This is a genomic window from Clostridium grantii DSM 8605 (genome assembly GCF_900129965.1).
Lineage (GTDB): Bacteria > Bacillota > Clostridia > Clostridiales > Clostridiaceae > Clostridium_AF > Clostridium_AF grantii.
The window spans coordinates 40,489-63,530 of the sequence record NZ_FQXM01000017.1 but is presented as its reverse complement, the minus strand read 5'-3'; the positions used below and the strand labels follow the sequence as shown (position 1 = coordinate 63,530).

At 32.1% G+C, this 23,042-nt stretch carries 26 protein-coding genes; all 26 read right to left on the bottom strand.

Translation table 11 applies throughout. The features are described 5' to 3' along the window. Position 1: 1 nt before the first annotated feature. Positions 2–1,342 carry a 4Fe-4S dicluster domain-containing protein gene (locus BUB83_RS14230; RefSeq protein ID WP_073339129.1) on the bottom strand — a complete coding sequence of 447 codons (1,341 nt, stop codon included), beginning with the start codon at positions 1,340–1,342 and terminating at the stop codon, positions 2–4. 93 nt (positions 1,343–1,435) lie between these two features. Beyond that, positions 1,436–1,726 (bottom strand): ethanolamine utilization microcompartment protein EutM, encoded by a 291-nt coding sequence (gene eutM / locus BUB83_RS14225; RefSeq protein ID WP_073339128.1) that lies wholly within the window; start codon positions 1,724–1,726, stop codon positions 1,436–1,438. Positions 1,727–1,800: 74 nt separating this feature from the next. Continuing rightward, the gene (locus BUB83_RS14220) at positions 1,801–2,436 is read right to left on the bottom strand and encodes a phosphate propanoyltransferase (RefSeq protein ID WP_073339127.1); all 636 of its coding nucleotides are present in this window, start codon (positions 2,434–2,436) and stop codon (positions 1,801–1,803) included. Further along, entirely contained in the window at positions 2,436–4,034 is a 1,599-nt protein-coding gene (locus BUB83_RS14215; RefSeq protein WP_073339126.1) for an acetaldehyde dehydrogenase (acetylating), read from the bottom strand. The genes BUB83_RS14220 and BUB83_RS14215 overlap by 1 nt, the downstream gene beginning before the upstream one ends. A gap of 33 nt (positions 4,035–4,067) precedes the next feature. Then, complete coding sequence (locus BUB83_RS14210) at positions 4,068–4,769, bottom strand: BMC domain-containing protein (RefSeq protein WP_073339125.1); 702 nt, start codon at positions 4,767–4,769, stop codon at positions 4,068–4,070. Between the two features lie 20 nt (positions 4,770–4,789). After that, positions 4,790–5,452 (bottom strand): cupin domain-containing protein, encoded by a 663-nt coding sequence (locus BUB83_RS14205; RefSeq protein ID WP_073339124.1) that lies wholly within the window; start codon positions 5,450–5,452, stop codon positions 4,790–4,792. Positions 5,453–5,529: 77 nt separating this feature from the next. Further along, entirely contained in the window at positions 5,530–5,793 is a 264-nt protein-coding gene (locus tag BUB83_RS14200; protein WP_073339123.1) for a EutN/CcmL family microcompartment protein, read from the bottom strand. After that, positions 5,790–6,092: a BMC domain-containing protein gene (locus BUB83_RS14195; RefSeq protein ID WP_073339122.1), complete on the bottom strand. Its 303-nt coding sequence runs from the start codon at positions 6,090–6,092 to the stop codon at positions 5,790–5,792. The genes BUB83_RS14200 and BUB83_RS14195 overlap by 4 nt, the downstream gene beginning before the upstream one ends. 18 nt (positions 6,093–6,110) lie before the next feature. After that, the gene (eutJ, locus tag BUB83_RS14190) at positions 6,111–6,956 is read right to left on the bottom strand and encodes an ethanolamine utilization protein EutJ (protein ID WP_073339121.1); all 846 of its coding nucleotides are present in this window, start codon (positions 6,954–6,956) and stop codon (positions 6,111–6,113) included. Continuing rightward, positions 6,938–7,684, bottom strand: coding sequence for a cobalamin adenosyltransferase (locus BUB83_RS14185; protein ID WP_073339120.1), 747 nt, complete (start codon positions 7,682–7,684; stop codon positions 6,938–6,940). The genes eutJ and BUB83_RS14185 overlap by 19 nt, the downstream gene beginning before the upstream one ends. A gap of 6 nt (positions 7,685–7,690) precedes the next feature. Continuing rightward, positions 7,691–8,137 (bottom strand): EutP/PduV family microcompartment system protein, encoded by a 447-nt coding sequence (locus BUB83_RS14180; RefSeq protein WP_073339119.1) that lies wholly within the window; start codon positions 8,135–8,137, stop codon positions 7,691–7,693. Further along, positions 8,134–8,487 carry a BMC domain-containing protein gene (locus BUB83_RS14175; RefSeq protein WP_073339118.1) on the bottom strand — a complete coding sequence of 118 codons (354 nt, stop codon included), beginning with the start codon at positions 8,485–8,487 and terminating at the stop codon, positions 8,134–8,136. Before BUB83_RS14175 ends, BUB83_RS14180 begins: the two co-directional genes overlap by 4 nt. Before the next feature lie 38 nt (positions 8,488–8,525). Then, a complete protein-coding gene (gene cutD, locus BUB83_RS14170; protein ID WP_073339117.1) occupies positions 8,526–9,479 on the bottom strand; it encodes a choline TMA-lyase-activating enzyme in 954 nt (317 codons plus the stop codon). 152 nt (positions 9,480–9,631) lie between these two features. Beyond that, a complete protein-coding gene (cutC, locus tag BUB83_RS14165) occupies positions 9,632–12,172 on the bottom strand; it encodes a choline trimethylamine-lyase (RefSeq protein ID WP_073339116.1) in 2,541 nt (846 codons plus the stop codon). 50 nt (positions 12,173–12,222) lie between these two features. Further along, entirely contained in the window at positions 12,223–13,716 is a 1,494-nt protein-coding gene (locus tag BUB83_RS14160) for an aldehyde dehydrogenase family protein (RefSeq protein WP_073339115.1), read from the bottom strand. A 38-nt stretch (positions 13,717–13,754) separates the two neighbouring features. Beyond that, the gene (locus tag BUB83_RS14155) at positions 13,755–14,063 is read right to left on the bottom strand and encodes a BMC domain-containing protein (protein WP_073339114.1); all 309 of its coding nucleotides are present in this window, start codon (positions 14,061–14,063) and stop codon (positions 13,755–13,757) included. 25 nt (positions 14,064–14,088) lie between these two features. Further along, positions 14,089–14,385 (bottom strand): BMC domain-containing protein, encoded by a 297-nt coding sequence (locus BUB83_RS14150; protein ID WP_073339113.1) that lies wholly within the window; start codon positions 14,383–14,385, stop codon positions 14,089–14,091. Between the two features lie 232 nt (positions 14,386–14,617). Continuing rightward, the gene (locus tag BUB83_RS14145) at positions 14,618–14,884 is read right to left on the bottom strand and encodes a hypothetical protein (RefSeq protein WP_073339112.1); all 267 of its coding nucleotides are present in this window, start codon (positions 14,882–14,884) and stop codon (positions 14,618–14,620) included. Beyond that, positions 14,871–15,983 (bottom strand): hypothetical protein, encoded by a 1,113-nt coding sequence (locus tag BUB83_RS14140; RefSeq protein WP_073339111.1) that lies wholly within the window; start codon positions 15,981–15,983, stop codon positions 14,871–14,873. Before BUB83_RS14140 ends, BUB83_RS14145 begins: the two co-directional genes overlap by 14 nt. Before the next feature lie 74 nt (positions 15,984–16,057). After that, positions 16,058–16,324, bottom strand: coding sequence for a hypothetical protein (locus BUB83_RS14135; protein ID WP_073339110.1), 267 nt, complete (start codon positions 16,322–16,324; stop codon positions 16,058–16,060). 1 nt (position 16,325) lies between these two features. Beyond that, entirely contained in the window at positions 16,326–17,420 is a 1,095-nt protein-coding gene (locus BUB83_RS14130; protein ID WP_073339109.1) for a hypothetical protein, read from the bottom strand. 664 nt (positions 17,421–18,084) lie between these two features. After that, the gene (locus BUB83_RS14125) at positions 18,085–18,915 is read right to left on the bottom strand and encodes a MerR family transcriptional regulator (RefSeq protein ID WP_073339108.1); all 831 of its coding nucleotides are present in this window, start codon (positions 18,913–18,915) and stop codon (positions 18,085–18,087) included. A gap of 124 nt (positions 18,916–19,039) precedes the next feature. Further along, entirely contained in the window at positions 19,040–20,182 is a 1,143-nt protein-coding gene (locus tag BUB83_RS14120) for a 1-propanol dehydrogenase PduQ (protein ID WP_073339107.1), read from the bottom strand. A 243-nt stretch (positions 20,183–20,425) separates the two neighbouring features. After that, the gene (locus tag BUB83_RS14115) at positions 20,426–21,085 is read right to left on the bottom strand and encodes a Pr6Pr family membrane protein (protein WP_073339106.1); all 660 of its coding nucleotides are present in this window, start codon (positions 21,083–21,085) and stop codon (positions 20,426–20,428) included. 114 nt (positions 21,086–21,199) lie between these two features. Next, the gene (locus BUB83_RS14110; RefSeq protein WP_073339105.1) at positions 21,200–22,213 is read right to left on the bottom strand and encodes a molybdopterin-binding protein; all 1,014 of its coding nucleotides are present in this window, start codon (positions 22,211–22,213) and stop codon (positions 21,200–21,202) included. After that, positions 22,210–23,019, bottom strand: a complete 810-nt coding sequence (locus BUB83_RS14105) for an XdhC family protein (RefSeq protein ID WP_073339104.1) — start codon at positions 23,017–23,019, stop codon at positions 22,210–22,212. The genes BUB83_RS14110 and BUB83_RS14105 overlap by 4 nt, the downstream gene beginning before the upstream one ends. Between the last annotated feature and the right edge of the window lie 23 nt (positions 23,020–23,042).

Here is a 23,042-nt window from a genome sequence, read left to right as displayed (position 1 = left end):
ACTATTTCTCCTCTCCGTACTTGCTATTAATAACTATTTTATTGCTCACTTCTGTAACTTGACCATTTATACTAGCGTGAATATTAGCACCTAATGACCCTTCTTCCATTTTCCCAATCAACTGTCCTTTTACAACTAAATCACCAACGTTGACTATAGCCTCAGAAGGCGCACCAATATGCTGTTTAAGTGGTATACTTACCATTGAAATTTCTATTTCTTTTAATTCTTCTACTTTTTGATATTCATATTTATTTAAATTCAATCTAGAAATCAACCTTTTAGCAGGTACTTTTCTATTTTCACGTTGTTCATGTGCATTAATCTCACTTTGATGATTCTGGTAGTTAACCCCTTGTTCTCTTAATTTATTTTTTAAATATATATTCATTTTTCTTGGTGATAATTGCATTGGACAAGCATATAACTCACACACTCCACATTCGCAACATATCAATGCCTCTTTAATACACTCACTGTTTTCTGACAATGCTACAGTTCTCATTATTTTATGTGGTTGTATTGGATGTCCTATTAAATACCTAGGACACATTTCTGTACAATAAGAACACTGAATACAAGCTGATTTTGCCTTATTTATCATATGTTCAATAGAAATCCTATTTTTATTAATAACGTGGTGATCCTTTGGAACAACTATAATAGAAGTACTTGTTTTAGTTATTACTTCTTTATACAAATCCTCTTTATCTACATTTCTTCCCATCATAGGTCCACCTAAAATAACACTATAATCATCGAGAATTGCTCCACCTGCTTCTTCAATACATCTAATAACCGAAGTTCCAATTGGTATTTTTAGAATAATAGGATTTTTAACATCTCCTTGTACTGCTACGTGTTGTTCTATAACCGGATTACCTTTAATAGCTTCATAAATATTTACTACCGTAGCAACATTTGATACTACTGTACCAACTTTTAAAGGAATCCCTCCAGCCGGTATAGACCTACCTGTTACTTCATATACAAGAGTTTGTTCATCCCCAGCTGGATAAAAATTATCCATTAAAAATATTTCCACTTTTGAATCTAAACTTTTAATAGCATTTTCTAAACTTTCTATTTGTTCTTTATATTTATTTTTCAAAGCAATAATAACTCTCTTTGCCTCAACTATTTTTGCCATTTCTTCAAGTGCTTTTATCATTTCTTCTGGTTTCGTTTTCATAAGAAGTTGGTCTGTTTTTAAAAGTGGTTCACATTCAGAACCATTAACAATTAAGAACTCAACTTTACAATTTAACTTCACATGAGTAGGAAATCCAGCTCCTCCTGCTCCAACAACACCTGCATCAATTATTTTCTGTAATAACTCCATAAGATCCCTCCTGGTAAAAATAAAAATCTCTTAAAAAAATGCCGCTAATTCAACTTTAGCGGCGTTTTTATATTTTACATTTTAATTAAAATATTATTTTGCAACTTCTTTAGATGTTGGAAGAATTACTTCAACCTCAGAGTGTGGACGTGGAATAACGTGAACTGATACTAATTCTCCAACACGTTGTGCTGCAGCAGCACCAGCATCTGTAGCAGCTTTAACAGCTCCAACATCTCCTCTAACCATAACAGTTACAAGTCCGCCTCCAACATATTCTTTACCTATTAAATATACATTTGCTGCCTTAACCATAGCGTCTGCTGCTTCTACTGCTCCTACTAAACCTTTAGTTTCTATCATTCCTAATGCATCATATTTCATTTTAAAATCCTCCTAAGATATATTTTTTTTATATTATAATTTTTAATTATAAACAACTGTTTTTTATTGATTTTTTATTTTACTATTACTATTTTTGATTTTGAGTTAATGCCCATTGCATTAGACTCTTCAATATCAAGATGACATTCAAGTTTTGAATCATCATTAGCTCTGATAACTACATTGCTATATGTTCCGCCTCTTAAATTATCAAACTTTATAGATACATTATCTCCATCACAGACTCCTAAATTTTTAGCATCATCAAGTGTCATGTGAATATGTCTTTGTGCAACTACTAAGCCTTCTTCAATTTGAACAGACCCTTTTGGTCCCACTAATGTAACTTCAGATGTTCTGTTTAAATCTCCAGATAATCTTACATGTGGTACTGTTCCAAGTTTAATACAATCTCCAATTAACACCTCAACTTGAGTCTTACTTCTTACTGGCCCAAGGATTCTAACTTTTTCAATGGCACCTTTTGGGCCGCAAATTGTTATAATTTCCTTGCATGCGTATTGTCCTGGTTGAGACAAATCTTTAAGTTTAGTAAGTTTATACTCTTTACCAAAAAGACTTTCTAAATCTTTTTGCGAAAGATGTATATGTCTATTAGAAACACCTACTGGAATCTGAAGTACAGTACTATCTTCTTTGCTTTTTACAGCTTCTAATAAAAGCTTTAATACTGCTTCACAATTATCCATTAGTTTGCCACCTTCATAGCAGCAAGTATTTGATTAACTAAATCTAAAAGTTCTTCTTTTTTTGCACTTTCATCATTTGATTCAACACAATTATTAGTAGTTTCAACACTATCACTAGTTTTATTTAAAATTTTCGCTGCTGCTGCAATTTGAGCTGGACTCATATTCATAAATTGATTTTGAACCCCATGACAATTTTCAGCAGTTTTTATACGATTAAAAGTTGCGTCATTAGATGCTAATGTTGCACAATCTTTTAAACCATAAGCAACCCTCTTAATATTTATAAGGTGTTTTGGAGTAACATTTTCAGATACTGAACTTCCACCCCATGTACCACATCCTAATGTAAATGAAGGATTAAGGCCTGTGCTTGCACCTGTTCCACCTTGTGCTCCACCAGTATTAACAAGAATACGTGCTGCCGGTTTTCTAGCAAATTTCATAACTATATCTCTATCTTCAGTATGGATACTCATTGTATGACCTATTCCATTTTGAAGTAATTGAATACTTAATTCACATGCTTCATGCCAATCTTTCACTGTATAGAATCCAAGAACTGTAGTAAGTTTTTCAAATGACAATGGATTGCCTTCGCCTACTCCATCTTGCTTTCCTATAAGTACTTTTGTTCCTTCTGGAATTGTAAATCCAGCTGAACTTGCAATAACTTGTGCACTTCTTCCAACAAACTTAGCATTCATAACATGTCCATTTTTGAATAATAACTTACAAACTTTATAAGTTTCTTCTTCAGTCATGAAATATCCGCCTTGCTTTTTAAACTCTTCTACAACTACATCATGATTGCATTCTTCACAAATTATGGATTGCTCTGAAGCACAAATTGTTCCATTATCAAAAGTCTTACTTGCTATAATGTTTCTAACAGCTTGTTGTACATTAGCAGTTCTTTCTATGTATGCTGGAGAATTTCCTGCACCAACACCAAGAGCTGGTTTTCCTGAGCTGTAAGCTGCTTTAACCATTCCTGGTCCACCTGTAGCTATTATTATATCTACTTCTTTACATGTCATTAATTCATTTGTAGCTTTAATTGTTGGAGTAGTTATGCATCCTATAATATTTTCTGGTGCACCAGCTTCAACAGCTGCATTTAACATCAATTCTGCTACTTTAATTGTACATTTTGCAGCAGCTGGATGAGGTGAAAGTACTATGCCATTACGTGATTTAATTGAAATAATTGATTTAAATATTGCAGTAGAAGTTGGGTTTGTAGAAGGAATTATACCCATAACTAAACCAACTGGCTCAGCAATCTCTATAACTTTATTTTTCTCATCTTCGTTAATTATGCCTATAGTTTTCATATCTTTAATTGAATCATACAGTATAGTAGCTGCTAAATGGTTTTTGTAAGTTTTATCTTCAACTTTACCGAAACCTGTTTCTTCAACTGCCATTTGCGCTAAACAAACCGCATTTTCTTCTGCTACTCTAACCATATTACAAATGATTTTATCAATTTGCTCTTCAGTGAAATCAGCAATTATATTAGCTGCTGCTTTTCCACGTCTAGCAAGGTCTCTAGCTTCTTGAATTGAACGTAAATCCTTATCGAAATTTTCCATTTTTCACACATCCTCTCGCATCACTTCTTATTACTATTTTTTCTCATAATGTAATTTGAATTTTGTGATCAATAAATTCTTACCTGCTTTAGAAATTGTTCTGCCTGTAATTACAAAATCTTTATATTCACGGGCTAGATTTCTTAACTTTACAACCTTCATTTTAGATAATATTAAAATAGTTTTTTCTATACCATCTTTACTTACTAAATTATCCACATCACTCTTATGAAGATTCTCTAAACTTACTTTATACAATTTTTCTAAATCAGTATCAAAATCATCTTGATCTTCTTTACACTTATCTTCTGTTTCTTCAATTTCTTCAATTTCTTTAGTTTCTTTAGTTTCTTCAATCTCTTTAGCTTCTTTAATATCTTCTACATTTTTATTTTCTTCTGCATCATATACATCCTTTTTATCTTTATCAGATAATGGAACTTCTAAACCTTCTACTAAAGTATCATATCCAATAATACTTTTTAATTCCTCATGAGGACGTGGAATTATATGTTCTGAAACTAAAGACTCTTGATCAAGTTTTTTTACGGCCGCCACACCAGCTTCTATAGCTGCTTTTACTGCACCTACATCCCCTGTAACTATTATTGTAACAAGGCCTCCACCTACATAAGTTTTTTCAACAATATTTACATCTGCAGATTTCACCATTGCATCAGCAGCTTCAATAGCCGCAAGTAATCCTTTTGTTTCTATTAAACCAATTGATTGCATAGGTTCGTCCTCCTAGTATTCTATAAAAGATCCGCCCAGTTTGCTGGATATGTTGTAAAGAATACCCTTGCTTTGTCTGGTGAACCCCAAACTACTTTAGAACCTGATGGTACGAATACAACATCTCCTGGGTAAGCTGTATATGTCTTTCCATTAATCTCAAGGGTCAAAGTTCCCTCAATAACATAATCAATTTCTTCGTAAGTTAACTCCCAATCAAATTTTGAATTCTCAATAACTAAAAATCCAGCACTCATTTTTGATTCTTCTTTACTTACTAATTCTTGAAAATAAACCCTTGCATTTGGATTGCCAGTATCAAATACATCCATTTTTACTGTATTTCCTCTAACAACTTTAAGTCCATTAGAATCACAATCAGCTTCAAATAAAACATTCTTTGGTTTTAAACATTCAAGCATTTCTTGTAAAAGACCCTTATCCATCATTGTTCTAAAGAAATTAAGCATCATTTCACTATCCATACCTTCTATGCTTGGCGCTTTCTTAACTTCTACATGTTGCACTTCAGGTACAGGCGCTTCTGTAGTAAAAATTATTCCATTCTTTTTAGCAAGATCACGTGCTGATGGTGTAATTATTTCACTACCATCTACATAAAAATTTTTCTTTGTGCTCAAAATTACTTCTTCAACATCTTTTGCACTAATTAATCTTTTCATAGTCTTACATCCTTTCTAATAGTATTGGTATCTATAAAAATCCTAAAATTCTATGATTATTTTAAGAAGGATTTATTTTAATCGAAATTACAATCATCATCAATTATTCCAATAACAACTGCATCTACAGGAATATCGTCGTTTCCTAACATTCTACGTGCAGATGATCCGGTACTAACAATAACTCTATCCCCAATACCTGCACTTATAATATCAACAACAACAAACCTGCGACCTTCGTTTACTCCGCCAATTTCCTCTGCGAGCATAAACTTAAGTCCGCTAAGGGATTCTGACTTTCTTGTAGCCCATATACTATCAATAAGTCTTGCTGCTATCATATCATTTTACCCTCTTTCATTTTCAGCTTGATCTCATTAATTGCGGATTCAACTGACGATGTATCACCAAAAATTCCAAGTAAAACCATGTGTTGAGGACATGTACCTCTAATATCTTCAACTGTAACTCCAACAGCTTTCTCAGCAATATCACTTGCATAAATCATATCTATAAGTTTCCCCTGCACAAGTCCTATTGCATCAGCACTGTCTAAATCAGTTTTACAATTTCCACTCATTCGTCTTCTAAGAATATCTTTAGTGCTATCTGAAGGTGATTTTATAATTCTAAAATCCACTTTTAAACACTCCCCTCATTACTCCAAAATATCTTTTGTACAACTCAATGCTATTCCAAGTGGTGTAACAAACATAGGGTTTTTCGGTTTATGAGTATACACTCCAGTCTGTTTTTGAATAATCTCTTCAATTCCTGTCAAACAACACGTACCACCGACTAAAGAAATTTCCCTTACATCGTAATCTCTAATATTATTATTAATTATCGATGAAACCTTTTCTACTACTGGCTTTAATACCGGTAAAATTTCCTTATGGTTTCTATTATCCCTTTTGAATAAATCTGCTTCTTTAAATGACATTCCATATGCTCCTGAAATGACTAATGAAAAATGAGTACCACCTGTAGCTTCATCAACAACATAAACAACCTTTCCATCTTTTAATACTGATATTCCAGTTGTTCCACCACCGATATCTACAACCGCTCCATTTTGCATTCTAAGCACAGCATTTGCTGCAGTAGGTTCATCTAAAATACATGTTAATTCGAATCCAGCTGCTTGAACTACATTTTTAATTGCCCCAGAATCTAAAGCATCAGTTCCTGGCGGAATAGCTGCAGCAGCATAAATTAACTCAGTGTTAAGTTTCTGTTCTAGTTCCTGTTTCATTTCTCTAACAATTCTTATTGCTCCAATATAGTCAACAACCATACCGTCACGAACTACATCTGCATATCTGTATGCACCAGCAACTGGCTCATAGTTTTCATCTAAAACTGCTACAACTACACATGCAGTACCTAAGTCCACCCCTGTATAATAAACAGAAGATCCATTAATAATTGGTTTTTCTATAACTTCTTCAAATTTTTGAACTAGTTTATCACAATATTCAAAAACTATTTTTCCCTCTGACATTTTTCTCCTCCTACTGATAAACAAATCATCTGAGACAGCGAATTAATTATTGAATTAATATTTCCCATAATTCTATTTTTCAAATCGTCATCATCATTTTTGTAGGTCTCAATTATTTCAAGCTGTAACTCTTGTAAATCACAACGAAGTGCGTGTATTTTTAAAATTGTACTGCTTTTTTTCAACTGCATATGAAATTCTGTTATTTCAAAACAATCATCAATTTCTGTTCTAAAATTTAATAAGTTTATTCCAGTGCACTCTCTACAATGAATAGCTTCAAGAATACCCTTACCATCCACAACATTTCTGATATTTGTTATTTTTCTACCTAAGTCAGTAATTTTTTGTGCCAAGTTAACATCTTCTTCTAATATTTCGGTACTAGTAATAAGAAATGTTGCACCTATAGATTTTAATTTACAGCAAAGTTTTTTCTTCAAATTTGAATTAATATCTACCACTGGTTTAATCGTTTCTTCCTGATTACATTCAGGAACATTGTTACTTAATTTCAAAATATCATTATCTTGTTCTGAAATGCTGTCTTTTACTTTTGGAATATTATCTTTTGCTTTTGGAATATTATCATTCATTCTTATTCCTTTATCAGATAAATACTCAACTGCTCCAGGTGTAAGGCGCTGTCCCTGTTCTAACTTGTAGGCATCAAAAGGTTTTTTTCTATATAAATCTCTTAAATACTCTTCAGTAATAAATTTCATCATTGACCTTTACTCCTCACCTTTTTCAAATAAATACTTCTTTAAAGCATCAATTCCTGTTCCCATTGGAAAACTAATATGAAAATATGGCTCTACTACACCTATTTTCTTTAGCTGTCGCAAACATTTTTCTTCATTTTCAGGCATCAAGTCGCTTTTGGTTATAACTCCAATAACCTTACTTGTAAAAGACTTTGCAAATCCATGAGGATATATTTCAGTGCACTTAGATTGGTCAATCAATATAATCACGTAAGATGCATCCTGAGCTGCAGCAATTATATGTTTATACATCCATGCATTCTCTATATAAGAGCCTGGAACATCAATGGTATTCTTACCATAAATCAAATCTTGCGTTCGCTTTAATGGACCATCATAATCGTTTAATACATTAACTAATGTAGTTTTGCCACACCTTGAAGGGCCAATTACCATTATACGTTTCTTTCTCATGTTCTTGTAATGGTAGCAGGAGTAAATCCAAGCATGTCCTTTAAAGTATTATTCACTGCCTCAAGTGCTGTTTCAACACTTTGAACATCACCATTTATTACAACTGATCCTGTAAAACGGTCAAGAAATCCGATTTCAACATCCGCAACCTTTGTGGCAATATCTGCTGCAATAATAGCTGTTTCATATGGAGAAAGAGTTAAAATACCAATTGCTCCTTTTTCATCTATTCCAAGACGTTCGTATATATCAGGCATAGGTGCTGCAATAACATGAGCTATGGTAATCTGCTTGCCTGGAACTGACTCTTGCACAATACGCTGTATATTTCTATCAAGAAAATCTGCCATAAGCACTACCTTCCATCTTATTGTCTATTTGAAAATTATTAATGACGGATTATTTTTACAGTTAAATCGTATCCTTTAATCCATCCTTCTATTATATCTAAATCTTCATCTTTCAAACTCGGGTCATCCTGTATAGGATATTCCATACCTAATTGAGTGTATTTATTTACTCCCATCTTATGATATGGTAGTAAATCAATTCCTTTAAAATTCTTATAATCTTTGTATGGTGTTAATAACTCCATAGTTTTTTCAATATCCTCTTTACGATCATTGACACCCTTAAGTAAAGGCATACGAATCTTCACATTGTATTTGCGACGAATAAGTTCCTGCAAATTCTCTAAAATCTGTTCATTTCTAACACCTGTTAACTGGAAATGTCTATCAGAATCGATATGCTTAATATCGAATAAAAATAAATCTGTAAATTCAGCTGCCTTAAGTACTGATTCTAATTTTGCATAACCACAGGTCTCAATTGCAGTGTTTATTCCTTCTTGCTTACAGGCCATTAATAAATTGCAGGCTGCTTCTGGTTGCATTAAAACCTCACCACCACCTAATGTAACTCCACCACCTGAAACTTCATAAAATGTTCTATCTTCTTCTACAATTTTCAAAAGTTCAGAAATAGTTTTTATTTCTCCAACTATAGTTAAGGCTGATTTAAGACAAGCTTCTTTGCATTTACCGCATCCAATACAATCTATATCACGATTAACCTCATGCCTTAAAGTTTCATTAGAAATAGTATGGATTCCTACTGGACAAACCGAAACACACGCTCCGCAATTAATACATAAATCCCTTTTAAACATAACTCTATACTTTTTAGTCAGTCCTTCAGGATTTGCACACCATTTACAACGAAGGGGGCAACCTTGAAAAAATACCACAGTTCTTATTCCATCTCCATCATACATATTGTATTTTTGTATATTAAAAATCCTAGCTTTTCGTTCGATTATACCTAAATTTCCATTACTCATATTCTTAATTCTCCAGTTTCATTAACTTCATTTTTAATATATAACTTAAAGCTATTCTATAATCTGCAATCTACAGAACATGCTGTAGATTGCAAACTCCATCAAACAGTTTCAAGTTATATACTATTTATGATTTTTCAAATACCTTCTACTTAAAAGTGTGTAAGCATAGTTCTACTGATGATTTCATCCTGAACATCTTTACATAACTCAACGAAGAATGCACTATATCCTGCAACACGAACTATTAAATCACGATATTGCTCTGGGTGCTTTTGTGCTTCAATTAAAGTCTCATTATCTAAATAGTTAAATTGTACTTCTCCAAGTTGAAGAGCACATGCACTACGTAGTAATGTGATAATTCCCTCTTCACCTTCTTTTGTATCAAGAAGACCAGCTATTAATTTAAAGTTATGAACCATTCCTATATTCATATCCTCACAAGACATTTTAGAAACAGATTTAATTATAGCAGTAGGTCCTTTATAATCAGCTCCTTGTGATGGACTTATACCATCTGATAAAGGCATCCATGCTCCACGTCCATTTGCTGTAGCTCCTGTAAGTTGTCCAAATGGAGTATTGTTAGAAATTGATAAAGTACCATGACTAAGTACTGAATATAATGTCTTATATTTACGATGCTCTCTTTCAGTGAAGTTAATCAAATCTGAGGCAATATAATCCGCATAGTCATCATCGTTACCATACTTAGGTGCTTCTAAACAATCTTTCTTTAATTTTTCATATCCAACGAAATCTGCTTTAAGCGCTTCGTTCATTTCTTGTAAAGTATATTTCTTTTCTTCGAATACTAATTTCTTTATAGCTGCCATAGAATCTGCATAAGTAGCAAGACCACTCCATACTACTCCAGGTCCAAAGTTATACATAGCTCCGCCTGCTTCTACTCCTCTACCTTTTTCCATACATCCTTCATACATCATAGACATAAGTGGTTTTGGTGCAAGATCTCTGTGAACACGTTGAGAAATTACTGTAGCAACGCTTGTCCATTTAGTAATATATTTAATTTGATCTTGAACAGCTGCTTCAAATTGCTCATAAGTTTTAAAGTTGCTTAAATCTCCAGCATCTGGACATACTTGCTTACCATACCATAATGGCGTACCATGGTTAAGGGCAAGTTCTATACATATAGGCCATTGAGTGTATCCTGTTGAAGTCCATTGATATAATCTTCCTGATTTCTGTGGTTCAACACATCCCATTAAACAATAATCTCTTGCATCTTCTAAAGAAACACCTTTTGCTAACATCATTTTTATATGAACATCATCAAAGTGACATGCTGGGAATCCCATTCCTGCACGAATAACATCAACTATCTTTCTAAGATATTTTTGTGGTGAACCTTTGTGGATACGACAAGCTATAGATGGTTGATATATTTTAACGTGACGAACTGCATCCATTAAAAGATAAGTTAATTCATTTGTAGCATCACGGCCTTCTCTAGTAACACCACCTAAACACATGTTAACAAATGGCTGATATCCTGCAAAGAATTTAGAACCACCTTCATTTGTTATCCACATCATTTCAGACATTTTTATAAGCATACAACCTGATAATTCAAATGCCTCAAAATCATTCATTCTTCCAGATTCAATATCATCTTTGTAGAATGAGTACATATATTGGTCAACACGTCCTATAGACATACCTGTTTGATTTTCCTCAACTACAAGTAATGATTCTATAGTCCAAACTGATTGAATTGCTTCCCAAAATGTATTTGGTTTATGTGCTGGAACTCTAGCATTTACTTCTGAAATTTTTAGTAACTCTGCTTTACGTTTAGGGTTAGTTTCTTTTGCAGCTAACTCAGCAGCATATTCTGACATACGTTTTGCATATATCATAACGCCTTCTGCAGTACTAATTAATGATTTATAGAAATATATTTTATCTATATCTTCTGGATTTTCATAACTAAGGTGCGTTAATTTTTCTTCTGCCTCTTTTTTAATGTCAAGCATACCTTTTTTCATCAAGATAATATCATATCCTGGATTAGAGTCTCCTCCACCATTTACTGCATGATATGAACAATCTGAAACATAAGACTCTCCTGAAAGTTCCCATACTCCAGCTTCACGATACTGGTCTTCACAGTATTCATCAACTGATTTACCTTCCCAAAATGGGAATAACTCTTCACGCATAATTTTTTTATCTTCTTCGGATATGTAAAATGGATCTTGTGGACGAGTTCCTATTGTATCAATCTCATCAACCATCCATCTCCAAGCTATATCTGGAGAAAATGCTCCTGCACGTGGTTGTCCGTTTGGTGCTCCAACAATAAGTTCATGGTCTAGAATTACTAATGGTGCTGTTTCACAACAATATTTAAAACATTCACCACGTAAAACTGATTTAGGAGTACCAGGATTTTCTTTAGCTATTTTAGTTATAGCTCTTGCACGGTGAGTTGTTATCGTTGGAACATGTTTCATGTAATTTTCTTTTAATTTAACTAAACGCTCTGTTATTCCATCTGGAATTTGACCGTTATTATCACTTACAACATTATTGATAGTTTTTTCTTCTTTTGTTATTTCTTTAGAAACACTAGAAAACATTTGCATTAAACTAGCACGTTCTTCTTCAGACATGCTTTCAGTAGCTTCCATAAATTTATTTGTGAATTCACGAATATCCAATTTATTACCTCGCATTCTTTAATGTATTTTATACCTTAAAGTATAATTTTTTAATTTAATTCATCTATAAGTTTTTTTAAAATACTCTCTAATAACTTAAAGTTATCTGTTTGATTAGCATTTAATTTATCATCTAAAACTGTATTAAGTAAATCATCTTTATTGCTTGTTGCTTTAACAATTTCATCTACCTTACGAACTCCATATCCAACTTTACGTACATATATTAAATTCATAGGTGAAACATTGTCTGATGTCATTCCCTTGCCTGCTGATCCACTTCCTAAAGTCATAGAAGGAAATAAATTTGTAGTTGCTCCTATGCTTCCAAAAGTTCCAGAAGTATTAACAAGTACTCTGCCAACTGGTTTCTTCAATGCAAATTGACGAATAACTTGTTCATCTCTTGAATGTATAACAAGTGTATGTCCATTTCTCTCACTAAGTAACAATTCTATACATTTTTCACAAGCATGCATCCAATCATCTTCTATATAAAAGGCTAATACAGGACAAAGTTTTTCTCTTTCGTAGGGATTTTTTTGAGATACAAATTTTTGTTGTGAAATAAGAACCTTTACATCTTCTGAAACACTAAAACCAGCATTTTTAGCTAAGAATTGTGGTGATTTACCAACCATCTCTAAGTCTGGGCTTCCATCTTTATTAAAAAATGTACAACCTAATTTCTCAGCTTCATCATCAGTCATGAAATATCCACCATTTTTTTCAAGTTCTTGCTTTACTTCAGCTACAATACAACTATCAACAACAATTGACTGTTCAGCACCAGAAACAACTCCATAATCAAAGTTCTTGCTATCAATTATGTCTTTAGCTGCCTGCTTTATATCAGCTGTACGCTCAATAAAAACTGGGCCATTACCATTGCCTCCATAAATTACTGGCTTACTAGACTTATAAGCTGAATCAAGCATTTGTGGAACTCCAGTGTTCATTATAAGTGAAGTATCTCTATGATTCATAAGTTCACATGATCCACTTGAAGTTACTGTGTGTAAATATGCCAAAGCACCTTCGGGAAGACCTGCACTTTCTGCAGCACCAATCAAAATATCAATTGTCTTACAAATTGTACTTTTAGCTCTTGGGTGAGGTGAAAATATAATAGCATTTCCTGACTTAATTGCAATCAAAGCTTTGTAGATAGTTGTAGAAACAGGACTTGTTGCTGGACAAAAAGCTATAATAACACCCATTGGCACTCCAATATCCATTGTCTTGTTCACTTTATCTTCATTAATAATACCTACACAGTTTATATCTTTGAGTCTACTTTTCAGATACTTACATACAAAGTGATTTTTAATATACTTATGTTCCCACTTTCCATATTCTGTTTCCTCATTAGACATTTTTGCAAGTTCTTTTAATTGCTTTTCAATTTCTTCAATCATACGCTCAACTATCTCATCAAGTTTTGCTTGGGGAAAGGTTGCTAACTTTCTTTGAGCCTCACGCGCATTTTCCACAAGAATTCTTGATTCCTGTATGGAGAGTAAATCATTATCAATAATATTCATTTTTCTCTCTCCCTCTTCTCATAAAAAAATCAATGTTTTTATTCTGTTATAAGATTTGTAATTGCATAACGTTTTATTATTTTCTCAAGATCTTGGTGTGGTCTTGCAATAACTATTGAACTATAAAGGTTTCCACCTTCCATTCCTTCAACTGCTGCAATACCAGTTTCTACTGCTGTTCTACAAGCACCTACATCACCACGAACTATTACAGATATATATCCTGATGCTACATTCTCATATCCTACAAGTTCAACATTTGCTGATTTACACATAGCGTCTGCTGCTTCTAAAGCAAAAACTAAACCAAAAGTTTCTATTAATCCTAAAGCTTCATATCTTGCCATATCTATATCATTTCCTTTCTATATTTTATGAATCAATATCGTGTACTGAAACAATATCTCCAACTTCTCTAATAGGACGAGGCATAACATTGTGTGCTGTTAATTTACCAACTGCTGCCGCTGCTGCTGCACCTGCTTCTACTGCAGATTTTACCGCACCCACATCACCTTTTACCATAATTGTTACAAGTGTTGAACCAACGTTTTCATATGAAATCAATTCAACATTAGCTGCTTTAAGCATTTTATCTGCAGCCTCAAGTGCAGGAACTAATCCTATTGTTTCCACAAGACCTAAAGCTTCTTCTCCATAATATCTCATTTATAATTCCTCCTTCCTGTTTTAACCTACGTTTTTTTGTTTGTTACTATACTTTTATTATATCCCTTACCCTTTGGGGGAAAGTCAATATCTTTTTTATACTAAAGATTTTTGTGAAGTATGGTATTAGGGAGACTTTTTCCCCCCCCTAAGTATCTACTAAAAGTAATTGTATTAATATATTATCAAAGTATTTATTCTATATAACATTCCCCTTAGGTAATGTTTATGATTAATCTCTAATATATTTATTAATTGTTTCAGCACCTTCTGCATGTGCATGATAATAAACTTTTAATTCTTTATTTTCATCTAGTTGAAATCTTGTTTCTTCAATAAGACCATTTGCTTCTGCAGTCATTAAAGCAGTTATTACAGCAGTCCTTTTCAAGGCTTTAAAATTTCCATATTCCCCCTTTAAAGCTTCTATTACATCTTCTGCACAAGCTTCTTCAATTTTAGTAAAGTGTTTTAAGATTGCATAATTAAGCGGCTTCATCTAATTGAACCTCCCCTTTTTTTCTTTTCAAAAGATCCATTGGATTCATAGATATTGTTAGAATACCAAACATCATTATTACAGCTCCAACCCAAGCAACAGAAGGTAATGCCCATCCATCTAATCCACCGTATACTCCTAATAATAATAAACAGAATAATGGTCCAAAGAATGAATATGTACCATTAGCTGCAGTACCTAATCCTGCTCCACACATACTGTTTCCAGCATACCATGTCATAAATGTAACAAATGATAAAAAACCACTTATTGCAAACCAAATCATTGCAGAACCACTTGTGAATGCTTGTAAAACAAGATTTGTAGAAATATTTATTCCACCTGCCATTATTCCAAAAATAGGAACTAGTATGAATAAATTTGCTATACCTGATGTTACCTGACGAATACAAATACCAATTTCTGGGTCAATCATAGCTGTACCATATCCAGCAACACAGCCTTCAAATCCCCATGCAAGAGCTGCAATAAGAGCTATTAAAATTCCTATAAAAGTACTTGCTGATGCCTCACTTCCAAAACCTGTACTACCAATTAAGAAACTAGCAAATACACATATCGCAATACCAAAGGCCATACGCTTATTTAATTCCTGCTTATATAAGATTTTACCTAAAATAGCAGCAACTGCAGGACAAAGAGCTGATATTGGAACAACTATTGAACCTGCCATTTGAAGAGCTATAACATAAGCAGTACCAGCTATAGGGCCTCCAATAAGCGCTGCTAATATCATAATTCGTCCTGGAGCAGTGTTAATAGATCTTAAAAAATCTCCAAATTTACCTTTACTTGATGCATACAAAAGTGCCCAAACCGCACTGCATGTATCATTTATTGCATTACCAATGGCAGCAAGTAAATATACTATAACAAATGCGGATAAACCAGCTGTATTAGCACCGTACCAATCGCCCCAAACTCCTTTAGTCATACCCATAGTTAAGAATGCAGTATATAGTCCGTATGCAAGTCCTGAAAATAAAGCTAGAGACAAACCTTTTTTGAAAAAATCACTTGATACTTTCTTTTTGGCAGCAATTGCTTGTAAACTTGCTACATTTGAATTATCATTCATAAAATAAAACTCCTTTTTATAATTTCTTTTGTTTTTTATTAAGCTTTTTATGTAAAAATAAATTTAAGTTTAACTTACTCTTTAATATATTTGTTGATTGTATCAGCACCATCTTTATGTGCATGGTAATAAACTCTCAACTCATGATTGTTATCTAATTCAAATCTTGTTTCTTCAATAAGACCATTTGCTTCTGCAGTCATTAAAGCGGTTATTACTGCTTTTTTATTTAATGCCTTAAAATTCCCATACTCTCCTTTTAAAGCATTTATAACATCATCTGCACAAGCTTCTTTAACTTTTGTAAAATGCTTTAAAATTGCGTAATTAAGAGGCTTCATTTTATGCTACCTCCTTTTTTTTGAATAACTCCATTGGATTCATAGCTATTACAAGAATACCAAACATCATTAATAATGCTGCAAACCAAACAATTGGAGGTAATGCCCATCCATCCATACCTGCAATTACTCCAAGAACTATCCAACAACAGAATGGACCCCAGAAAGAAAATGTACCATTACAAGCCATACCAAGAGCTGCACCACACATACTGTTACCGTTATACCAACACATGTATGAAAGAAATGCACAAAGACCACTTAAAGCAAACCAGAACATTGCTGGACCACTTGTAAATGCTTGGGCAACTAAATCAGTTGAAAATTTAATTCCATCACCAAATATAATTCCAAATAAAGGTACTAATATTATTAAATTTGAAAGTCCAGATGTTGTTTGACGAATTGTAATACCAATTTCTGAGTCAATCATAGCTGTACCATAACCAGCTACACAACCTTCAAATCCCCATCCAAGTGCTGCGATAAAAGCAATGCAAAGTCCAATTAACATTCCCTCTGGAGCATCAGCGCCTACACCAGTACTACCAATCATAACACTAGATAAAATACATATACCAATACCAATGATCATACGTTTATTTAATTTTTGCTTAAATAAAATTCTTGCTAAAATAGCACCAATAGCCGGACAAAGAGCAGTAATTGGAATAACAATAGAGCCAGCCATCTTTAAAGCTACCACGTAAGCTGTACTTGAAATTGGTCCTCCTATAAGAGCTGCTAATATCATTACACGGCCTGGAGTAGTATTAAGACATCTGAAAAAATCTCCAAGTTTACCTTTAACCGCCGCATAAATTATTGCCCAAATCGCACTACAAATATCGTTTACTGCAGAACCAAGTGCTCCAAGCAAAAATGTAATAACTAATGCTGATAAACCAGCTGTATTATCCCCATACCAGTCTCCCCAAATTCCTTTTGTCATTCCCAGTGTTAAAAATGCAGAATAGAATCCATACATTAAACCTGAAAAAAGAGCGATAAAAATACCTTTTTTTAGAAAATTAGATGATAATTTTTGTTTTGCAATATTTGCTTCCAAATTTGCCTTGTTTGAAACTGCTTCCATAAAAATAAGACCCCTTTCGTTTAATCTTTTAAATCTTTTAATTTATTTTGTTAATTAAAATTTATAATGGATATACTTTAAAACAGGTACTACTTTTATTAAGTTTGTTATAAATTGTTATAAATTGTTATGGTTTGTGGGTATTTCTTTTTTTAAGATTTTGAACACCTTTTCATTTCTATCTTATGAAATTTGATTCCCACATAAATTATACGCCTTTACCTATAGGGTAGAGTCAATATCTATTTTGAAAACACTCTCATCCTTGCAATTCCATATTCACTTCAAAAATAATAACTACTTATTAACGTTTTATAAAATCTACGATATTGGCTTATTTGCTTAACTAATATAAAACTATCTTAAAAAAACTACTTAAAACAACTTCATTTTTATGAAAACGATTAAATTATTTTATTTACTCATAATATGTTTTATTTTACATTTTTAACTTTATTACCTTATATACTTTCCTCTAAGGTCAATGTTATAACCTCTTACATAGAATACATATATCCCTTAAAACTTTAAATAAATATGTAAATTAATAATTCTTTATCTGAAATAAAAAAAACATCCAAACCTGATACAATTACTAATCTCAGGTTTGGATGCTAAAATTTAAATTAATAAACTGTTGCCATATCCCTTTATTAAGATAAAATTATTTTTTTCTCTTAACTTTAATTAAAATTTCCGTCACAAATTTATCAACATTTTTAGTTGTCCAATAATCTGTTACATATCTTTCACAACATTCTTCTGAACAAATATAACCATGCGTATCTGCCCATTGTTGTATTTTTTTATATGTTTCATTAATTGTTTCATGAGATCCTATATGGTAACAAGCAATTGCCATATATCCCCCAAATTCTATAGTTAATTCTTCTTTACTCTTCAAAATAGTTTCTTGCATTATTCTCATCTTACTACAGTTTCCATTAATTTTATCTTGAAAAGAAGGAAAAGATATAATCACAGGCCCTGTTATTGCATTATTTATACTATCTATATAATTATTAAACTTTATATTTATTATTGAATCCATATAATCATATTTAAAATCTTGTTCTAAAAAAATCAAAGTACTGCTCTCTATATATTTTACTGTAACATCACATATATTATTTTCAATTACCATCTGTGCTTCAACTATAAGATTATGCCAATCTTTAACCGACCTTATCTTTAAATTTATTTCCCTATCAAGTTCCCTTAGTTCATCTATTTTTTTCCTAAAACTTTTATCAAAAGAATCGTAGGTTGTCCCATTTAGAAACTCTTTCATCTCATCAAGCTTAAATCCACTTTGTTTATAATATTTTATCACTGGAACCGCAAGCAAATTTTCCTTGCTATAATATCTGTATCCACTTTCTCCAGCTACTTTATCTGGCGCCAGTATGCCCATTTTGTCATAATATCTTAGTGCTTTCTTTGTTATTTTACACATTTCACCGATTTTCCCGATTGAATATAATTCATTTTCCATATCGAAACCACCTTTTTTGTGATATTTTTAATTGTACTCTATTTTTTCCAATTTATAAATTTATTTGTAAAAAAACAAACAACCCAAAAAACTACCCATTGATGAGTAGTTATAAAATTTTATTTTATCCCAAAACTTTTGCTAAAATTTTACATAATTTTTCCCTTGTTACTTGTTTAGGATTTGTGGTTGTACAAATATCATTAAGAGCTGCATTAATAATTTCTTCATTTGATGCTTGAGCTAATTCCATATCAACCCCATGTTCTTTTAATGTTGTTGGAATCATCAATGTTTTTTGAAGTTCTATAATACTTTTAATTAGATTATTAACACCAATATGTACATTTGGTGCATGTAATTTCAATAATTTTGCAAGTCTTTGATATTTTTTAGCAGCTATATCATATTCAACATTGAAAGCATTTTTACTTAAATTAGCATTATATTCAATTACATAAGGAAGTATAATTGCATTACTTCTTCCATGTGAAACGTGTAATTTTCCACCCACTGCATGTGCTATGCTATGAGTAATTCCAAGCCCTGATGCATTAAATGCCATTCCTGCAAGGCATGATGCATTATGAAGTTTTTCTCTTGCTACTATATCATTGCCATCAGCATAAGCCTTTGGTAAAAATCTAAATGCTAATGTAAAGGCTTTTTCTGCAAGTGCATCTGAAAAATCAGTAGCATCTTTTGAAACATAAGCCTCTATAGCATGTGTTATTACATCCATTCCTGTATCAGCAGTTATAGCTTTAGGTACAGTTTTAACCAATTCTGGATCAAGAATAGCAACCATAGGAAGAAGAGATTTATCTGAAAGAGCATATTTTAATCCTTCTTGTTTGTTTGTAATTACTGCATATTGAGTAACCTCAGAACCTGTCCCACTTGTAGTAGGAATAGCATAGCATTCTTCTATTGAAGAAACTCCATTAGTAATTTTTTTTGCATATTCTCTTATAGCCTTAGCACCATCAATTGATGATCCTCCCCCTAGAGCTATCATAACCTGCGCATTGCTACTTTGTAACTTTTGAATACCCGCGGCAATGATTTCTACAGATGGATCCGGTACTATATCACTAAATACTTCCACTTCACAATCAACAAGTTTTTCTTGTATTCTTGTAGCCATACCTGAAGTTTTCATAAATTCATCACACACAATTAAAACTCTTTTATTTTTAATTTTACTTAGTCTATCTAAAGCACCTTCTCCAAAATAAACCTTTGTGTTAATACTAAATTCCTTCATATACATTTTCTCCCATCCAAAAGATATTAAGATATGAATGAATTAGTTATTCTTAAACTTAATTATAAAATTACCCACAATTATAACAATATAGCTAGTTTATAACGAACTTAGCTATATTATATTATACCAATATTAAATTAATAATACAATGATATTGCAACATTCTTGCATGCAATTATAATCAAAAAAAGATTGTAAAAATTTTTAACATGAAAAAAAGTAGCATTTTGCTACTTTTATCTACATATCATAAGAAACTTCTTTTCTTGATTTTTTACTAATGTGATCAAACCAAACAAATATATATCCTAAGACAAGAAATCCTATTGTCAAAGCTAAAACTAACAAAATCAAATTGGTATAACTCCCAATTCCTTGCGGATAACTTTCATAGGGATTCACAAACCAATATGGATAGAAATTAGTCCTCAAACCATAAATCAAATAAAAAACTAAACACATCAAAGGATAACTTAACCAAAGTATAGGATAATAGAATTTATATTTATTTTTTTTCTCGAAAATTATCCAATCAAACAACATTCCTATTGGCACTATATAATGTAATACCAAGTTTTGATAACTGGTATCATGAAAAGGATACATAGGATTAGCTAAAATAAAATGATAAACAATAGAGGTTATAATAACCCATAGAGTTGCCCCACTTCTTAGAAGAATCAACCATTGTGGATTCTTATCTTTCATATTGTAAACAGCACATAAAATTAAAGTGAAAGCTACTATCAAATTGCTAGAATTAGTGTACCATAACATTAAGCTTTTAAACGATTTCAGAAAGATTTCATAGTTAATTACTTTTGCAATAGCTGATACAGCTAGTACTGCTAAAATAATTTGGTATAAACAATGTACATTTTTCGTGACTCTTTTTCTCATAATTGTCCACTCCCTTAAAATGTAATGTATGTTCTTATTATACCATTTTTTTTAGTATTTTTAAAGATTCTAGTAATATTTCAAGTATATATGAGCATAACCTAATAGCTTTTCTTATTTGCCAAATCCGCAATTAGGGAATATACAATTATGGCAATCCATACATAAACCACCATGTCCAAGTTCTGCAATATCTTGTTTGTTAAGTTTTTCACCTGCTAAAACTCTAGGCAATACTAAATCAAATACCGTTCTTTTAGAATACATAACGCATCCTGGCAATCCTAATATAGCAGTATCCTTATCATATGCTAGTAAAAACATTGCCCCTGGCAAAACTGGCGACCCATAACTTACAAGGTTTGCTCCCGTATTTTTTATAGCTGTTGGTGTCATATCATCAGGGTCCACAGACATTCCTCCTGTGCATATAACCAGTTCTGCACCTTTATCAATCCATTCTTTAATAGCCTTGGTTATTATGTTTACATCATCATTAATAATAGATTGTCCTAGTACCTCACAATTAAATTCTTCAACTTTTTTTATAATAACTGGTCCAAATGCATCTTTTATTCTATTATTATAAACTTCACTACCAGTAGTAACTATTCCTACTTTTTTAGGATTAATAGGCACTACCTTAACTACACTTTCTTGTACAAGTTTTTCAGCCATGATTATTTTTTCTTCATCAATAACTAAAGGAACCACTCTTGTTCCTGCAACTTTTTGACCTTTTTTTACTGGCATATTATTATGTAATGTTGCTAAAATAATCTCATCTAAAGAGTTCAATTTCAACAAAACCTCTTTATCTACCTTTAATAATCCATCCCTTTCAGCTATAAAATCTATTTTGCCCTCCTTTATTTCACTAAAAACTAACCCTTCACCTGCAGTTAAATCTTTTAATCTTATGGCAGCTTCATTTTCATGAAGAGTTCCTTCTTTAGGTTCCCATACAAAAATATGCTCTTTCCCAATGGATAAAAGAACCTTCACATCCTCCGCTGTTATAATATGTCCTTTTTTAAAAGCTCTTCCTTTAAATTTACCTGGAATAATCTGTGTTATGTCATGACATAATATTGTTCCAATAGCTTCTTCTACTTTTATACTTTTCATATTTCTACCCTCTTAACATCTTTCATGTGATTTAATGAGCCTTTGTTTTTAATTAAAAGTATTTCACTTAAAATACCAAAAGCTATTTCTTCTGGTGTTCCTGAAGATATATTAAGCCCAATTGGCGCATATACCTTTTGTAACTCTTCTTTTGCAATTCCTTCTTCTAAAAGATTTTTCATAACATGAATATTTTTACTTCTACTTCCTATCATTCCTACGTAAGCTGCATTTCTAGAAATTGAAGATTTTAATGCATTTAAATCTTGCTTGTGTCCTTTGGTAACTATTACAATATAAGTATTATTATCAATATTATAGTTAGAAATAATTTCTGCTATATCTCCCTGAACAATTTCATCTGCTTCTTGAAATCTTTCTTTATTAGCAAATTCTTCTCTGTCATCAATAACCACAGTATAAAAACCAAGAATTTTTCCTAGTTTATAAAGATTTTCACCTATATGTCCTCCTCCTACTACTAAAAGTTTTGGACTAGCACTAAATATCTTTATAAACCCCTTTACTGTTCCTCCACATTGCATTCCTAAGTCACCTTTTTCATTTAATGTATGTTGGAACTGGCTATCTTTAAGTCTTTTTATACATTGGATAGCTTCATTTATTACTTCATGTTCTATTTTACCACCACCAACGGAACCTGCAATTCTTCCATCCTGCCAAACAGCCATCATTGACCCACTTTTTCTTGGAGCAGAACCAAAGGCTTCTATAATGGTTACCAAAGCAACAGTTTCTCCTTTTTCAACACTTTCATAAACCTGTTTTAATATTTTCTCATCCATATTATCGCCTTCTTTTTTTATGT

Coding starts and splice junctions, on each gene's coding strand:
- cutD (WP_073339117.1), bottom strand. CDS start 9,479: ATGAGTAATGGAAATTTAGGTATAATCGAACGAAAAGCTAGGATTTTT.
- BUB83_RS14115 (WP_073339106.1), bottom strand. CDS start 21,085: ATGAGAAAAAGAGTCACGAAAAATGTACATTGTTTATACCAAATTATT.
- BUB83_RS14200 (WP_073339123.1), bottom strand. CDS start 5,793: ATGATAGCAGCAAGACTTATTGATAGTATATGGGCTACAAGAAAGTCA.
- BUB83_RS14135 (WP_073339110.1), bottom strand. CDS start 16,324: ATGAAGCCTCTTAATTACGCAATTTTAAAGCATTTTACAAAAGTTAAA.
- BUB83_RS14230 (WP_073339129.1), bottom strand. CDS start 1,342: ATGGAGTTATTACAGAAAATAATTGATGCAGGTGTTGTTGGAGCAGGA.
- BUB83_RS14150 (WP_073339113.1), bottom strand. CDS start 14,385: ATGAGATATTATGGAGAAGAAGCTTTAGGTCTTGTGGAAACAATAGGA.
- BUB83_RS14175 (WP_073339118.1), bottom strand. CDS start 8,487: ATGGCAGATTTTCTTGATAGAAATATACAGCGTATTGTGCAAGAGTCA.
- BUB83_RS14155 (WP_073339114.1), bottom strand. CDS start 14,063: ATGGCAAGATATGAAGCTTTAGGATTAATAGAAACTTTTGGTTTAGTT.
- BUB83_RS14180 (WP_073339119.1), bottom strand. CDS start 8,137: ATGAGAAAGAAACGTATAATGGTAATTGGCCCTTCAAGGTGTGGCAAA.
- BUB83_RS14130 (WP_073339109.1), bottom strand. CDS start 17,420: ATGGAAGCAGTTTCAAACAAGGCAAATTTGGAAGCAAATATTGCAAAA.
- BUB83_RS14215 (WP_073339126.1), bottom strand. CDS start 4,034: ATGGAAAATTTCGATAAGGATTTACGTTCAATTCAAGAAGCTAGAGAC.
- BUB83_RS14125 (WP_073339108.1), bottom strand. CDS start 18,915: ATGGAAAATGAATTATATTCAATCGGGAAAATCGGTGAAATGTGTAAA.
- BUB83_RS14205 (WP_073339124.1), bottom strand. CDS start 5,452: ATGAAAAGATTAATTAGTGCAAAAGATGTTGAAGAAGTAATTTTGAGC.
- BUB83_RS14185 (WP_073339120.1), bottom strand. CDS start 7,684: ATGATGAAATTTATTACTGAAGAGTATTTAAGAGATTTATATAGAAAA.
- BUB83_RS14140 (WP_073339111.1), bottom strand. CDS start 15,983: ATGAATGATAATTCAAATGTAGCAAGTTTACAAGCAATTGCTGCCAAA.
- BUB83_RS14120 (WP_073339107.1), bottom strand. CDS start 20,182: ATGAAGGAATTTAGTATTAACACAAAGGTTTATTTTGGAGAAGGTGCT.
- BUB83_RS14210 (WP_073339125.1), bottom strand. CDS start 4,769: ATGCAATCAATTGGTTTAATAGAAACAAAAGGATTACTTGCGGCTATT.
- BUB83_RS14110 (WP_073339105.1), bottom strand. CDS start 22,213: ATGAAAAGTATAAAAGTAGAAGAAGCTATTGGAACAATATTATGTCAT.
- BUB83_RS14160 (WP_073339115.1), bottom strand. CDS start 13,716: ATGAATATTATTGATAATGATTTACTCTCCATACAGGAATCAAGAATT.
- eutM (WP_073339128.1), bottom strand. CDS start 1,726: ATGAAATATGATGCATTAGGAATGATAGAAACTAAAGGTTTAGTAGGA.
- eutJ (WP_073339121.1), bottom strand. CDS start 6,956: ATGTCAGAGGGAAAAATAGTTTTTGAATATTGTGATAAACTAGTTCAA.
- BUB83_RS14145 (WP_073339112.1), bottom strand. CDS start 14,884: ATGAAGCCGCTTAATTATGCAATCTTAAAACACTTTACTAAAATTGAA.
- BUB83_RS14105 (WP_073339104.1), bottom strand. CDS start 23,019: ATGGATGAGAAAATATTAAAACAGGTTTATGAAAGTGTTGAAAAAGGA.
- BUB83_RS14220 (WP_073339127.1), bottom strand. CDS start 2,436: ATGGATAATTGTGAAGCAGTATTAAAGCTTTTATTAGAAGCTGTAAAA.